Source organism: Streptomyces sp. NRRL S-337 (assembly GCF_000720175.1).
GTDB classification, from domain to species: domain Bacteria; phylum Actinomycetota; class Actinomycetes; order Streptomycetales; family Streptomycetaceae; genus Streptomyces; species Streptomyces siderophoricus.
The window spans coordinates 1-12,842 of the sequence record NZ_JOIX01000067.1 but is presented as its reverse complement, the minus strand read 5'-3'; the positions used below and the strand labels follow the sequence as shown (position 1 = coordinate 12,842).

The 12,842-nt window shown below is 70.8% G+C and carries 15 protein-coding genes; 8 read left to right on the top strand and 7 right to left on the bottom strand.

All coding sequences use genetic code 11. The features are described from left to right. The first annotated feature begins 7 nt into the window (after positions 1–7). Positions 8–949 carry an amino acid ABC transporter permease gene (locus IG62_RS0131900; RefSeq protein ID WP_030811320.1) on the top strand — a complete coding sequence of 314 codons (942 nt, stop codon included), beginning with the start codon at positions 8–10 and terminating at the stop codon, positions 947–949. A 44-nt stretch (positions 950–993) separates the two neighbouring features. Further along, positions 994–1,746, top strand: a complete 753-nt coding sequence (locus IG62_RS0131895) for an amino acid ABC transporter ATP-binding protein (protein ID WP_030811317.1) — start codon at positions 994–996, stop codon at positions 1,744–1,746. An 80-nt stretch (positions 1,747–1,826) separates the two neighbouring features. Here the strand turns inward: IG62_RS0131895 and IG62_RS0131890 are convergent, their stop codons facing one another. Further along, positions 1,827–2,588 carry a class I SAM-dependent methyltransferase gene (locus IG62_RS0131890; protein WP_030811314.1) on the bottom strand — a complete coding sequence of 254 codons (762 nt, stop codon included), beginning with the start codon at positions 2,586–2,588 and terminating at the stop codon, positions 1,827–1,829. 94 nt (positions 2,589–2,682) lie between these two features. Here IG62_RS0131890 and IG62_RS0131885 point away from each other — a divergent pair, with 94 nt between their 5' ends. Beyond that, positions 2,683–3,312 (top strand): CGNR zinc finger domain-containing protein, encoded by a 630-nt coding sequence (locus IG62_RS0131885; protein WP_030811311.1) that lies wholly within the window; start codon positions 2,683–2,685, stop codon positions 3,310–3,312. On the opposite strand, the gene sodX is transcribed toward IG62_RS0131885, so the two are convergent. Beyond that, complete coding sequence (gene sodX, locus IG62_RS0131880; protein ID WP_037839804.1) at positions 3,216–3,686, bottom strand: nickel-type superoxide dismutase maturation protease; 471 nt, start codon at positions 3,684–3,686, stop codon at positions 3,216–3,218. The two genes, IG62_RS0131885 and sodX, sit on opposite strands and share 97 nt — an antisense overlap. A gap of 205 nt (positions 3,687–3,891) precedes the next feature. Between sodX and sodN the strand changes: the two genes are divergently transcribed. Continuing rightward, positions 3,892–4,287 (top strand): superoxide dismutase, Ni, encoded by a 396-nt coding sequence (sodN, locus tag IG62_RS0131875; protein ID WP_030811304.1) that lies wholly within the window; start codon positions 3,892–3,894, stop codon positions 4,285–4,287. A 183-nt stretch (positions 4,288–4,470) separates the two neighbouring features. Here the strand turns inward: sodN and secY are convergent, their stop codons facing one another. The 3 genes from secY to IG62_RS0131860 form a co-directional block, all read right to left on the bottom strand. Further along, on the bottom strand, positions 4,471–5,781 hold the full coding sequence (gene secY, locus IG62_RS0131870; protein ID WP_030811301.1) for a preprotein translocase subunit SecY: 1,311 nt from the start codon (positions 5,779–5,781) through the stop codon (positions 4,471–4,473). A 433-nt stretch (positions 5,782–6,214) separates the two neighbouring features. After that, positions 6,215–6,610 (bottom strand): hypothetical protein, encoded by a 396-nt coding sequence (locus IG62_RS0131865; protein ID WP_051798870.1) that lies wholly within the window; start codon positions 6,608–6,610, stop codon positions 6,215–6,217. An 11-nt stretch (positions 6,611–6,621) separates the two neighbouring features. Beyond that, positions 6,622–7,128 carry a SigE family RNA polymerase sigma factor gene (locus IG62_RS0131860; RefSeq protein WP_030811296.1) on the bottom strand — a complete coding sequence of 169 codons (507 nt, stop codon included), beginning with the start codon at positions 7,126–7,128 and terminating at the stop codon, positions 6,622–6,624. Positions 7,129–7,427: 299 nt separating this feature from the next. Here IG62_RS0131860 and IG62_RS0131855 point away from each other — a divergent pair, with 299 nt between their 5' ends. Further along, positions 7,428–7,796: a YciI family protein gene (locus tag IG62_RS0131855; protein ID WP_030811293.1), complete on the top strand. Its 369-nt coding sequence runs from the start codon at positions 7,428–7,430 to the stop codon at positions 7,794–7,796. 27 nt (positions 7,797–7,823) lie between these two features. On the opposite strand, the gene IG62_RS0131850 is transcribed toward IG62_RS0131855, so the two are convergent. After that, positions 7,824–8,783 (bottom strand): LysR family transcriptional regulator, encoded by a 960-nt coding sequence (locus tag IG62_RS0131850; RefSeq protein ID WP_030811290.1) that lies wholly within the window; start codon positions 8,781–8,783, stop codon positions 7,824–7,826. Positions 8,784–9,000: 217 nt separating this feature from the next. Between IG62_RS0131850 and snpA the strand changes: the two genes are divergently transcribed. Beyond that, entirely contained in the window at positions 9,001–9,669 is a 669-nt protein-coding gene (gene snpA / locus IG62_RS0131845; RefSeq protein WP_030811288.1) for a snapalysin, read from the top strand. A gap of 253 nt (positions 9,670–9,922) precedes the next feature. Here the strand turns inward: snpA and IG62_RS0131840 are convergent, their stop codons facing one another. Next, a complete protein-coding gene (locus IG62_RS0131840) occupies positions 9,923–10,360 on the bottom strand; it encodes a fluoride efflux transporter FluC (RefSeq protein WP_030811285.1) in 438 nt (145 codons plus the stop codon). A gap of 273 nt (positions 10,361–10,633) precedes the next feature. On the opposite strand from IG62_RS0131840, the gene IG62_RS0131835 reads away from it, so the two are divergent. Beyond that, on the top strand, positions 10,634–11,356 hold the full coding sequence (locus tag IG62_RS0131835; protein WP_030811282.1) for a FadR/GntR family transcriptional regulator: 723 nt from the start codon (positions 10,634–10,636) through the stop codon (positions 11,354–11,356). Further along, on the top strand, positions 11,353–12,603 hold the full coding sequence (locus IG62_RS0131830; protein WP_078872369.1) for a CynX/NimT family MFS transporter: 1,251 nt from the start codon (positions 11,353–11,355) through the stop codon (positions 12,601–12,603). The genes IG62_RS0131835 and IG62_RS0131830 overlap by 4 nt, the downstream gene beginning before the upstream one ends. Positions 12,604–12,842 lie beyond the last annotated feature (239 nt).

Here is a 12,842-nt window from a genome sequence, read left to right as displayed (position 1 = left end):
AACCTCCGTGTCAGTTGACGTCGACAAGCCGGCCCAGCCGCCGGCGGACGCCCCGCCCCCGCCCGAGTCCATCAAGGCCATCCCGGTCCGCCACTACGGGCGCTGGGTCGCGGCGCTCGTGGTCATCGGGCTGGTCGCGCTGCTGTTCCGGGCCTTCGCCTCCGGGAACGTCAACTGGGGCGCCATTCCCCAGTACATGTTCAACGGGGACATCCTCAAGGGCCTGCGCAACACCCTGCTGATCACCGTCCTGTCGATGATCATCGGCATCGTGCTCGGCGTGATCCTGGCCGTGATGCGCCAGTCCAAGAACCCGGTGACGTCGACCGTCGCGTGGTTCTACGTCTGGTTCTTCCGCGGCACCCCGGTGTACGTCCAGCTGTTCCTCTGGTTCAACCTGGGCCTGGTCTTCCAGTACATCGACATCATGCCGATCTACAAGGACGAGTGGTCGGACTTCATGACCCCGTTCCTGTGCGCGCTGCTCGGCCTGGGCCTCAACGAGGCCGCCTACATGGCCGAGATCTGCCGGGCCGGTCTGAACGCCGTCGACGAGGGCCAGACCGAGGCGGCGCACGCGCTGGGCATGAGCCACGGCAGGACGCTGCGCCGGATCATCGTGCCGCAGGCGATGCGGGTGATCGTGCCGCCGACCGGCAACGAGGTCATCAACATGCTGAAGACCTCCTCGCTGGTCATCGCCGTGCAGTACTACGACCTGCTGCAGGCCGCGCAGAACGTCGGCCGGGACTCCGGTGTCGTGGTCGAGATGCTGATCCTCGCCGCGACCTGGTACCTGATCGCCACCACGGTGCTCAGCATCGGCCAGTACTACCTGGAGCGCTACTACGCGCGGGGCTCCAGCCGCCAGCTCCCGCCCACTCCGCTCCAGCGCGCCAAGGCGCGGCTGTCCGGCGGCTTCAACCGCTCCGCCGGAGGTGTCGGATGACCAGCAAGCTGACGACGAAGACCGCCGGTACCAGCGGCGGCCCGATGGTCAAGGCCGAGGGCGTCCACAAGTCCTTCGGCGCGGCGCACATCCTCAAGGGCATCGACCTGGAGGTGGCGCCCCGGGAGGTCTTCTGCCTGATCGGCCCGTCCGGTTCCGGCAAGTCGACGTTCCTGCGCTGCATCAACCACCTGGAGAAGATCAACGCCGGCCGGCTGTCCGTCGACGGCGAACTGGTCGGCTACCGCGAGAGCAACGGCAAGCTCTACGAGCTGCGCGACCGCGAGGTCGCCGCCCGCCGCCGCGACATCGGCATGGTCTTCCAGCGCTTCAACCTCTTCCCGCACATGACCGCGATCGAGAACGTCATGGAGGCGCCGGTCCAGGTCAAGGGGGAGTCCAAGGCCGCGGCCCGGGAGCGCGCGACCAAGCTCCTGGACCGGGTCGGGCTGGCCGACAAGGCCGGGAACTACCCCTCGCAGCTCTCCGGCGGCCAGCAGCAGCGGGTGGCGATCGCCCGGGCCCTGGCCATGGAGCCGAAGCTGATGCTCTTCGACGAGCCGACCTCGGCGCTCGACCCGGAGCTGGTCGGTGATGTCCTGGACGTCATGAAGGACCTGGCGGCGGACGGCATGACGATGATCGTCGTCACCCACGAGATGGGCTTCGCCCGCGAGGTCGGCGACTCGCTGGTCTTCATGGACGACGGGGTGGTCGTCGAGTCCGGCCACCCGCGCGAGGTCCTGGGCAACCCGCAGCACGAGCGGACGAAGTCGTTCCTGTCGAAGGTGCTGTAAGGCGTTCCCGCCGGACGCGCGGTACGGCACGGTGGGCCGCTCCCCGGGGAGCGGCCCACCGCTGCTGTGTACCGGCGGCGCTACTTCAGCCCGAGCACCAGGGCGTCGGTGGGCGAGGACCACACGGTCCGGGCCTCCGCGAAGCCCGAGTCCCGCAGGGCAGCCGTGTGCCACGCCGCCGACGGGGTGTCGCCGTCGGCGTGCTCGCCGTAGATCTCGAAGCGCTCGGCGGTCGGCCCGGCCAGCCGCGGGTCGGCGGCGGCCAGCTGCCACCACTCGGCCCAGTCGACCGCGCCGGCGGCCTTGGCCTCTTCCATCCGGGCATGCCGGAAGGCCCGCTCGGCGGCGTTGATCCGCGGGGTGGACGCCTCCGGCATGCGGTCGGCGTTGAGGAACACCCCGCCGTCCCGCACCAGCGCGCCGAGCTGGCCGTAGAGGGCCCGCAGGTCCTCGGTGTGCAGCCAGTGCAGCGCGGTCGCGGTGAGGACCGCGTCGTAGGAGTCGTGCGGCAGCTTCGCCGTCCAGTCCGGGTCCTTCAGATCGGCCCGTACGAACCTGACCCGGCGCTCGTTCTCGAAGTACCCTTCCGCGATGGCCAGCAGCGCGGGATCCAGGTCGACGCCCACACTCCCGGCCTCCGGGAACCGCTTCAGCAGCCGGTCGGTGATACTGCCCGTACCGCACGCGAGGTCGAGCACCCGGGGCGCGGGGCCCACCAGCGCCTCGACCATGTCGAGCATCACCCGGAACCGCTCCTCGCGGTCGGGGAGGTACCACTCCTGCTGGCGGTCCCAACTGTCCTGCCACGCCTGCCAATCGGCACCGACGACGGTCTCGGTCATCGCTTCCCCTCCAGGCCGTAATACCCTAGTAGTGGGTCTGCCCATTACTGCGCCCACACGACCGCACCCTATCCGCCGCCCGTAAGGACTACAAGTGGAACTGGCCTATTACTCGGACTATGCCGTGCGACTGGTCAACACCGAGCAGCCCGAGCGCGGCAGCGACAGCCTGACCTCGGTCGAGGCCGTGCGCGAGCTCTTCGGGCCCGCCCAGCAGGCGGCCCGGCGGGCGACCGACAGCGACGTCACCCGGCTGCGGGCGGTGCGCGCCCGGCTGCGCGCGGTCTTCGAGGCCGCCGCCGCCGGCGACGAGGTCCTGGCGGTGGACCTGCTCAACGCGCTGATGATGGAGTTCCCGGTCAGCCCGCAGATTTCCGGCCACGAGCACCGGGACGACGACGGGCGGCCCAAGTGGCACATGCACATCGCCGACCAGGCCGCCAACGCGACGGCCGGCTTCACCGCGACCGCCTGCATGGGGCTGGCCTTCCACCTCACCGAACTGGGCGTGGACCGGCTGGGCATCTGCGAGGCGAGCCCCTGCCGCCACGTCTACCTGGACACCTCGACCAACCGCTCCCGGCGTTACTGCTCCGACCGCTGCGCCACCCGCGCCAACGTCGCCGCCTACCGCGCCCGCAAGCGCCTGGAGAGCGAGCGCTCGGCACGTACCGGACGGACCGCGGACGCCGCCCAGGAGAGCAGCGCGGGCACCGACCGCTGAACCCCGCGCGGCGGCCGCAGCCGCAGCCAGGCGCGGGCGATGACCAGTTCGTCCGGAACGACCCCGAATTCCCGGCTGTCGTTCTCGACGAACGGATTGTCCCCCTGGACCCACCAGCCGTCGTCCTGCCGCCGCACGGCCCGCTTGACGATCAGCAGGTCCTGCCGGAACGGATGCCGCAGCACGACCACGTCACCGGGCCGCACCACCGCGCCGTACTGCACCACCAGCTGGTCACCGGGGTGCAGCGTGGGCACCATTGACGGGTTGTAGACCTCGGCCAGCCCGAACGCACGGAGCAGCCCGGCCCGCCCCTGCCCCGGCTCCGCGCCCTCACCCTGCTCCGGCCCGCGCTCGTCCACCCGCTCCGGCATCCCTTACCTCCCGGTCCAGCCCCGGTCCGACCCTCCCCCGGACTCCGTCCGGGGGCACCCCCATTTCGCTTCGCTCAGGTCCATCCTCCAACAGTCCCGGTCCGGCACCGGACTTTTGCCCTAAGACCCCCGGGCCGCCCGAGAAAAGCCTTCCCGCACCGAGTAATCTCGCACCTGAGAAGACGATCACGAGGAAGGACTGCACATGCTTTCCCGCCTGTTCGCGCCCAAGGTCAAGGTCAGCGCCCACTGCGACCTGCCCTGCGGCGTCTACGACCCGGCCCAGGCCCGCATCGAGGCCGAGTCGGTCAAGGCCGTCCAGGAGAAGTACCAGGCCAACGAGGACCCGGACTTCCGCACCCGCGCCGTCCTGATCAAGGAGCAGCGCGCGGAGCTGGCCAAGCACCACGTCTCGGTGCTGTGGAGCGACTACTTCAAGCCCCCGCACTTCGAGAAGTACCCCGAGCTGCACCAGCTCGTGAACGACACCCTCAAGGCCCTCAGCGCGGCCAAGGGTTCCAACGACCCGGCGACCGGCCAGAAGGCCCTCGACTACATCGCCCAGATCGACAAGATCTTCTGGGAGACCAAGAAGGCCTGAGTCCGGTCCAGGCGGTCCGACCTGCACTTTCGCGGGTGGCCTCGCCTACCTGTCCGCACCCGGTCCGCATGCCGCCGAACACGGCGTCCATGACGGAGCGGGTGCGGTCTTCTTCGTCCGGCCACAGGGCCGGCCCCCCGTTCGCCCTGGCCACGGTGGCCCTCGCAGCCCGGACGATGCGCGTCAGCGCAGGAACCCTTCGTAATTTTGCTGCTGGAGCTGACTCTCGATCTGCTTCACGGTCTCCAGTCCGACGCTCACGATGATGAGGATGCTCGTGCCGCCGAACGGGAAATTGCTGCCGTTGAACAGCACCAGTGCCGCTGTGGGCACAAGGGCGATCAGCCCCAGGTAGAGCGCTCCCGGCCAGGTGATCCGGTTGAGCACGTGGCCCAGGTAGTCGGCCGTGGGCCGGCCGGCCCGGATACCGGGCACGAACCCGCCATGCTTCTTCATGTTGTCGGCGACTTCTTTGGGGGTGAAGGAGATGGCGACGTAGAAGAACGCGAAGAAAACGATCAGCAGGAAGTAAAGGGCCAGATAGATCGGCTGGTCGCCCCTGGTGAGATTCGTGGCGATCCACCGGGCCCATCCGGACGCCGAATCACCGCCGAGATCGATCAAAGCGGGGATGGAGAGCAGGGACGATGCGAAGATGACGGGAACGACACCCGCCTGATTCACCTTCAGCGGGATGTAGGTCGACGTGCCGCCGTAGGAACGGCGGCCGATCATTCGTTTCGCGTACTGGACCGGGATCCGGCGCTGCGCCTGCTCGACGAAGACCACGAGGCAGACCATGCAGAGGCCGACCGCGATCACGAGGGCGAACTCTCCCCAGCCGTCCAGGATTTTTCCCGACTTCTTTATCCCTCCCAGGTTGGCCGGGAAGCCGGCGGCGAGGGAGGTGAACATCAGGAGGGACATGCCGTTGCCGATGCCGCGGTCGGTGATGAGCTCTCCGAGCCACATCACCACGGCGGTGCCGGCGGTCATGGTGATGACCATGACGGAGGTCGTGAAGACCGAGGTGTCCGGGACGATCCGGGCGCCGAGCCGGCAGGTGGGGAAGAGCCCACCGCTTTGGGCCTTGGCCACCAGGGCGGCGCCCTGGAGCACCGCCAGGCCCAGCGTCAGGTAACGGGTGTACTGGGTGATCTTCGCGGTGCCCGCCTGCCCCTCCTTCTTCAGTGCCTCCAGGCGCGGAACGACCACCGTCAGCAGTTGAAGGATGATGCTCGCCGTGATGTACGGCGTGATCCCCAGGGCGAAGACGGTGAGTTCCAGCAGGGCACCACCGCTGAACGTGTTGATCAGGCCGAAGAGGCCGCCGTTGCCGCCACCCTCCTTGATGCACTGCGTGACGTACCGGTAATTCACCCCGGGGACCGGGACGTTCTGCCCCAACCGATAGAGCAGCAGAATTCCCAGCGTGCAGAGTATCTTTTTGCGAAGACCGGGCTCTTGGAAAACCCTGACGAATACGGTAGGCACTTTTCAAATCGTCCTTAATTTACCAGGCGCATGGGAAGGGTGAGGTCGAGCGCGGTTGTCTTCGCGAATTGGTAACCCATGACTTCGGCCCATCTGAATGCGCCTCAACATTCCGGTTGCGGGCAGCCGTCATCGCCTGCCAGAAGCAGTTTTTTCTGAGTGAAGTCAGGGCTGACGTGACGTCAGGGACGTCAGAGAGCTCGTGATGCCGAGCAGGTGGGGCCCACAGGCGCCGCGGCAGCGTCGTGGAACCGACGCGGCGGGGGTACGCGTGCCGTCACCGGTGGCTCGCGGATCTGCCGGCCGTGGGGCGGCCGGTGGTCGTCGACTCGAAGGTCCAGCAGCAGTGCGGCGCAGCGTTCGCACGGGGCGCGTCGCGAAACGTACTTACGGCACTCCCGCTCCCCCCTTGGCCGGCGCTACTTGGCCGGCGCTACTTGGCCGGCGACGAGGGGGTCGGGACCGGGGACGGCACGGTCGTGCAGGTGCGGGTGGGGATCGGGACCGGCACGGTCGTTGAGGTGTGGGCCGGACTCGGGACCGGCACGGTCGTGCAGGTACGGGTCGGGAGGGGGACCGGCGCGGTCGTGGAGGTGGGTCGGTGATGAGGAACGGCGGGCCCGCCCTGGGCGGAAGCGCTCGGCAGGACTTCCAGCCCGACGCCGAGCCCGGCGATCGTCAGCGCGGAGCCGGTGGCCATCCAGACCGTACGGGCCCGCCGACGGGCCCGGACCCCGGCCTGCAGCCGTCGCCGGTGCTGGTCCTCGAAGGGGGTGTCTGCCTGGGTAGCGCGCATCATCCGCGCGAGTTCGTGTTCGAAGTCTTCCATGATGTCTCCTTTCACTTCACCGGCTCGATGGCGTCACCCAGCACCTGCCGCAACCGCGTCACGCCCCGTGACGTGAGCGACCGGGCGGTGCCCACCGGACACCCCAGCGCCTCGGCAACCTGCACCTCGGACAGGTCCTGGTAATAGCGCAGCACCACCGCGGCGCGCTGCCGCACCGGCAGCAATGCCAGCGCGGCCTCCAGCCGGGCCCGTTCCTCCACGGCCGCGGCCACATCCCCGGCCTCGGGAAGCTCCGGCAGCCGTTCCACCGGACGCTCGCCCCACCAGCGACGTCGCGCCGAGCGAGCCGCCGCACGTGCCAGCACCCGGCGCACATACGCCTCCGGCGCCTGCTCGGCCACCCTCGGCCACGCGAACCACAGCTTGACCAGCGCCTCCTGCAGCAGATCCTCGGCCCGATGCCGGTCTCCGCCGGTGAGCAGATGCGCCAGGTGAAGCAGTGCCGACCAACGAGCCGCGACGAACCGGTCGAACGCATCGGCCCGCATCTGCCCCATCAACGCCGTCCCTCCCCTCGATCACTCGCCTACGCCCCTACAAAGGCACTGGCCCACGTCCCGCTATGCACTCCTCGGGCGTGACCTGCCTCACATGCCCGCCGCGGCCCGTGCGTCAGCCCCCACCGAAGCGCACACCCCGGGGGCGTACATCGCTCTCCTTTGTCCCAAAAGCGCATTCCAGGTGGTGTCGGTCCCCGACTGGGCGGTTGGTCGGGTTAGTTAGGGGCGATCCGGCCACCCGGCAGGGGCCGGCCGGGCACCGTAGGGACGACGCGACACGGACACGGGAGGCCGCCATGCGCTTCATGATGCTGCTCAGGACCGACGAGAACGCGATGCCCGCCGGCGGGCCCGGCGCGGAGCTGATGGAGCGGATGGGCAAGCTCCTCGACGAGATGACCGCGGCCGGGGTGCTGTTGGACACCGCGGGGCTGACGTCGAGCACACAGGGCACCCGGCTGCGGCTGTCGGGCGGGCGGATCACCGCGGCCGAGGGGCCGTTCCAGGAGGCCGGAGAGGTGATCGGCGGGTACGCGCTGCTCCGGGCCGGCTCGCAGCAGGAGGCGGTCGGGTGGGCCGAGCGCTTCCTGGGGGCGCACGGGGGCGCCTGGACCCTGACCGCCGAGGTCCGGCAGGTGGACGAGCCGGCGGCCGTCGGGGGGTGACGTCCGGGGAGGCTCCTACATCGCGCCCTACGTCGCCACCGGCAGCGGCGGGTCGTGGCGGGCGAGCCAGGCGCGGTAGGCGTCGCTCGCCCAGGCGATCTCCATGTAGGAGGCGGTCAGGTCGGCGAACAGCTCGTCCGGGGTGCCGGCCGGGGTGCCGTCCTGGCGGCAGGCCATGAAGAGCCGGACCGCGAGCGGGTCGCCGTACAGGGGGCGGATGGCCATGCCCTGCCGGGAGCGGGCGGTCGGCTGACAGGGGGTGACCACCTCGCCGGCCGTGACCAGGTCCACCGTGGTGAGGTAATCGCCGTGCACCACCCGGGGGTTGATACCGGCAGCCGCCCAGATACGGCGCAAACCGGCCCATTCGCCGTCCACCGTCGGGTCGACCATCCACTGGTCCTCGGCGAGGTCGGCGACCCGTACGACCTCCTGCGCGGCCGCCGGATGGCTGTCCGCCAGGGCGATGAACTGCGGCTCGCGGGCGATGAGTTCATGCTCGACCAGGCCGTCGGGGACGCGCAGCGGGGCGCCCTCGACCTCGTGCACGAACGCGGCGTCGAGCTGGCCCGTGGCGACCATGTGCAGCAGGGCGTTGGCGGACACATCGGTACGTATGGTCGTGTCCGTTTCGGGCAGCCGGACCCGTAGCCGGCGCAGCCAGCCGGCGACGGCGGGGCTGTTGGTGCTGCCGATGTGCAGCCGGGCACCCTGCGCACGGTGCGAGACCGACGCGACCTCGTCGACAAGCGCCCGCATTTCGGCCACTATCGGCCGGGCCCGGCACAGCACCGCATGGCCCAGCGGGGTGGGCCGGCTGCCGGTCGGTTCGCGGAAGAAGAGCTGGCCACCGAGGGCCTTCTCGATGCGGTGGAGCTGTGTCGTCAAGGAGGGCTGGGTCATGCCGAGTTGCCGGGCCGCCTTGCGTACGCTGCCGGAGTCCGCGATGGCGCACAGTGCGCGAAGATGCCGTACCTCTAGCTCCACGCCGGGAGCATAACGACGAGGGCATCCGTCACACCAGGCTCTCAAACCCACCGGAACGCGCCTTTTTCGCGAGGGTATTGCGCCAAGCTATCGCCACCTAACATCTCCGCCCTGCGGGTGAAGTCCGTCCAGACTCAACGGCACGAGAAATCCGCAGGGCCCCGGTCGCCGCCCCACACGGCGACCGTACGGCCCTCGGAGATGAAGGAGCCCCCACATGAGATCTCCCAAGACGGCGCTGTCGGCGGCGCTCGGTCTGGGCCTCGCCGCCGCGCTCGCAGCCGCGGCGCCGGTTTCGGCAGCTTCCCCCTCCCCCACCCACTCCTCCCACTTCAGCACCCCGGCCTCGATCGCCGCCTACAACGGCTCGGCGGCCGAGAAGGCGGACACCAAGGCGTTCTTCGAGGCCGTGATGAAGTCGGCGCGGGCCAAGATGAAGGCCCACCCGCACGCGGAATCGGTCACCGTGACCTACGACGCGAGCGCCGCACCGACCTTCAAGAGCCAGATAGCCGAGAGCGCGTCGATCTGGAACAGCGCCGTCAAGAACGTGCAGCTGCACGAGGGCAGCGGCGGCGACTTCCAGTACCGCGAGGGCAACGACCCGCGGGGGTCGTACGCCAGCACCGACGGCCACGGCAAGGGCTATGTGTTCCTGGACTACCAGCAGAACCAGGAGTACAACTCCACCCGCGTGGCCGCCCACGAGACCGGCCATGTGCTGGGCCTGCCGGACCACTACGAGGGCCCGTGCAGCGAGCTGATGTCCGGCGGCGGCCCCGGCACGTCCTGCCAGAACACCCAGCCGGACGCGAACGAGCGCGCCCAGGTGGAGCAGCTGTGGGCCAACGGCCTGACGGGCGTCCACTTCGGCAAGGCGTCCTGACGCCTGGTTCGCACCACGAGTTCGGCGGTGGCCGGCGGACCGGACCGCGCTGACGGCGGACGGTCCACGCACCCGGCCTGGGCTGACGAGTACCGGATCCTGGCGGCCGGCTCTCGTATCCCCACCAGCCTCGCATTTCCTGCGCCGCCCTTGCGGTGGGGCTCCCTCGGAGCCCCACCGCTTTTTCGTGCCCGGGCCTTCGCCGCGGTCACCCGGTCCGTTTCTCCGCGGCCCCCGGTCCCCTTCTGCGCGCTCACACCGCCCGGCGGCCGGACCCGAGGAGGGCGCGGGTGGCGGCCGCCGCGCCCCGTACGGCCACGAGCGCGACGAGCACCGTGCCCGCGAGGTACGCCGCCGCGGCCCCCACCCGCCCGGCGGCGAACAGCCGCTGGACGTCCACCGCGTAGGTCGAGAAGGTGGTGAACCCGCCGAGGACGCCGGTGCCGAGGAACGGGCGCACGAGCGGGTGCGCGGTCCGGACCTCGGTGATCAGCACCATCAGGACGCCCATCAGCGCACAGCCGACCGCGTTGACGGCCAGGATCGCCCAGGGGAACGCGGCGGGTCCGCCGGGCCGGAGCAGCAAGGCCCCGTACCGGGCCGCGGCGCCGAGGACACCGCCCGCGGCCACCACACCGATCACCGGCCACTGCCCCCGCCAGGGCGCCGGCCGGCGGCCTCGCTCCGTCATGTGCCTCCCGGGATCGAGGGCCCTCGGGCCACTGATACCTCCCCGATCATGCCGTCCGTCCCCCGTTCACGCCGGTCCTCCCTGTTCGTGCCGGTCGCCCTTGGCCGTGCCCGTCCGCCGCCGATCAGGCGGTCCTCGTTTGTCCTGCTTGAGACGGTCCTCGTTCGAGCTCCTCCAGGCCCTCCTCGTTTGACAGCCATAAACATGGGATGTTCCTATCACCGGTGGAATGGGGCCGGACCGAGCTCCGGTCATGAGGGAAGGACGTCGTCGATGCCGCTGCGCAGCACCGCCCGGACGAACCTGGTGGACCTGGTCATCGAGCAGATGGAGGGCCTGATCGCCGGCGGCGAGTGGCCGGTCGGGACGAAGATCCCCGCCGAGCCCGTGCTCGTCGAGCAGCTCGACGTGGGGCGCAACACCGTCCGCGAGGCGGTGCGTGCCCTGGTGCACACCGGGATGCTGGAGCCGCGCCAGGGCGACGGGACCTACGTCCGCGCCAGCAGCGGCTTCGGCGCCGCCGTACAGCGCCGGCTGCGGCGGGCCGGCGACCTGGAGACGTTCGAGGTGCGCGCCTCGCTGGAGCGCGACGCCGCACGGTACGCGGCCCTGCGCCGCACCGACGAGGACCTCGCCGCGCTGCGTGCCGCCCTCGCCGAGCGCGACCGGGCCTGGCGCGGCGGCGACCTGCCCGCCTTCATCGACGCGGACCTGGACTTCCACCGCACCATCGCCGCCGCGGCCCACAACGGCGTCCTCGCCGACCTCTACGACCACCTCAGCGACGCCCTGCGGGCCACGCTCCAGTCGGTCGTCGGCGCCCCGGTGCCCGATTCCGTCCGCAACCAGTACGACGCGCACGAGGCCATCGTCGACGCCATCGAGGCGGGCGACGCGGAGGCCGCCGAGCGGGCCGCGCTGGCGCACCTGAGCGAGGGCATGGCGGCCCTGCGCGACGGCGCGGGCCCGGACCGCACGGAGGAAGACCCGCGGTGACCATCGACCGGACCGCCACCCGCACGGCTCCGGCGCCGCCCGCGCCGCCGACCGCGGGCCCCGGGGCCACCGGCCGCCGCGCCCTCCACCTCGGCGCCGGTGTCGTCCTGCTGGCGCTGAACCTGCGTCCCGCGCTGGTCGCGGTCTCCCCGCTCGCCGGCACGATCCGGGACGACAGCGGGATGTCGGCCGCCGCGACGAGCCTGCTCACCGCGCTGCCGCTGCTCTGCTTCGGGCTGCTGGCGCCGGTCGCACCGCGGCTGGGCCGCCGGTTCGGCATGGAGCGGTCGCTGCTCAGCACGATGGCGCTGATCTGCCTGGGCACCGCGCTGCGGCTGCTGGACTCGGTGGTGGCGCTGTTCGCGGGCACGGTCGTGATCGGGGCCGGCATCGCGGTGGCCAACGTCCTGCTGCCGGGCCTGATCAAGCGGGACTTCCCGGCCCGCGCCGGGCTGATGACCGGTCTGTACTCGATGTCGCTCTTCGGCGGCGCCGCGCTCGCGGCCGGTGTGACGGTCCCGGTCCAGCACGCTGCCGGCCTGAACTGGCAGGCCACACTGGCTTGTTGGGGTGCGCTCGCGCTCGTCGCCCTGCTCTGCTGGCTGCCGCAGGTGCGCGGCCGTACGCGGGTGACGGCGGCCGCGGCCCTGGAGGCCGCCCGTCCGGTGCGCGGACTGTGGCGCTCCGCGCTGGCCTGGCAGGTGACCGCGTACATGGGCCTGCAGTCGCTGAGTTACTACGCGGCCGCCGCCTGGCTGCCGACGATGCTCACCGACGCCGGGATGAGCGCGGGCGACGCCGGCTGGATGCTGTCGTTCTCCTCGCTGCTGGGCATCGCGGGGTCGTTCCTCGCGCCGGTGGTCGTCGGCCGCCGGCTGTCGGCCGGCACGCTGGCCACCCTGGGCGCCCTGCTGTGCGCGGCGGCGTTCACCGGGGTGCTGACCGCTCCGGTCGCCGGGGCGTACGTCTGGATGGTGCTGCTGGGGCTCGGCCAGGGCGCGGCGATCAGCCTGGCGCTGCTGTTCATCGTCCAGCGGGCCCCGGACGCCCGGCACACCGCCCAGCTCTCCAGCATGGCGCAGTGCTTCGGCTACGTCCTCGCCGCCACCGGCCCGGCCGTCCTGGGCGCCGTACACGACGCCTCCGGCAGCTGGACGGTCCCGCTGACGGTCCTCCTGGCCCTGCTGCTCCCCCAGATCGCGGCCGCCTGGGGCGCGGCCCGACACCGGCACGTGGCGGGGCGCTGACAGCTTGGCCACCGGCCTCCCCTCGGGCCCTGCGCCCCGGGCCCCGTGCCCCCACTGTTCCACCGGGAATACCCTCGCCCGCCACCCCGTTGTGGCCCCACGGGGGGGGTCCTCGCATCCCTTAGGGGATCTGTTCGCATCCGCCCTAGTACTGCAACCGCATGTGGTGTGACCGTGTGGGCTGGGGCTCGTTGGTGTGACTGTGTGAGAAGTCGCTGACGGTTGAGCAGATCGAGTCG

What these genes read in the sequence shown, in the direction of transcription:
- IG62_RS0131895 (WP_030811317.1), top strand. Translation starts at nt 994, where the DNA reads ATGGTCAAGGCCGAGGGCGTCCACAAGTCCTTCGGCGCGGCGCACATC.
- IG62_RS0131890 (WP_030811314.1), bottom strand. Translation starts at nt 2,588, where the DNA reads ATGACCGAGACCGTCGTCGGTGCCGATTGGCAGGCGTGGCAGGACAGT.
- sodX (WP_037839804.1), bottom strand. Translation starts at nt 3,686, where the DNA reads ATGCCGGAGCGGGTGGACGAGCGCGGGCCGGAGCAGGGTGAGGGCGCG.
- sodN (WP_030811304.1), top strand. Translation starts at nt 3,892, where the DNA reads ATGCTTTCCCGCCTGTTCGCGCCCAAGGTCAAGGTCAGCGCCCACTGC.
- IG62_RS0131865 (WP_051798870.1), bottom strand. Translation starts at nt 6,610, where the DNA reads ATGGAAGACTTCGAACACGAACTCGCGCGGATGATGCGCGCTACCCAG.
- IG62_RS0131860 (WP_030811296.1), bottom strand. Translation starts at nt 7,128, where the DNA reads ATGGGGCAGATGCGGGCCGATGCGTTCGACCGGTTCGTCGCGGCTCGT.
- IG62_RS0131855 (WP_030811293.1), top strand. Translation starts at nt 7,428, where the DNA reads ATGCGCTTCATGATGCTGCTCAGGACCGACGAGAACGCGATGCCCGCC.
- snpA (WP_030811288.1), top strand. Translation starts at nt 9,001, where the DNA reads ATGAGATCTCCCAAGACGGCGCTGTCGGCGGCGCTCGGTCTGGGCCTC.
- IG62_RS0131840 (WP_030811285.1), bottom strand. Translation starts at nt 10,360, where the DNA reads ATGACGGAGCGAGGCCGCCGGCCGGCGCCCTGGCGGGGGCAGTGGCCG.
- IG62_RS0131835 (WP_030811282.1), top strand. Translation starts at nt 10,634, where the DNA reads ATGCCGCTGCGCAGCACCGCCCGGACGAACCTGGTGGACCTGGTCATC.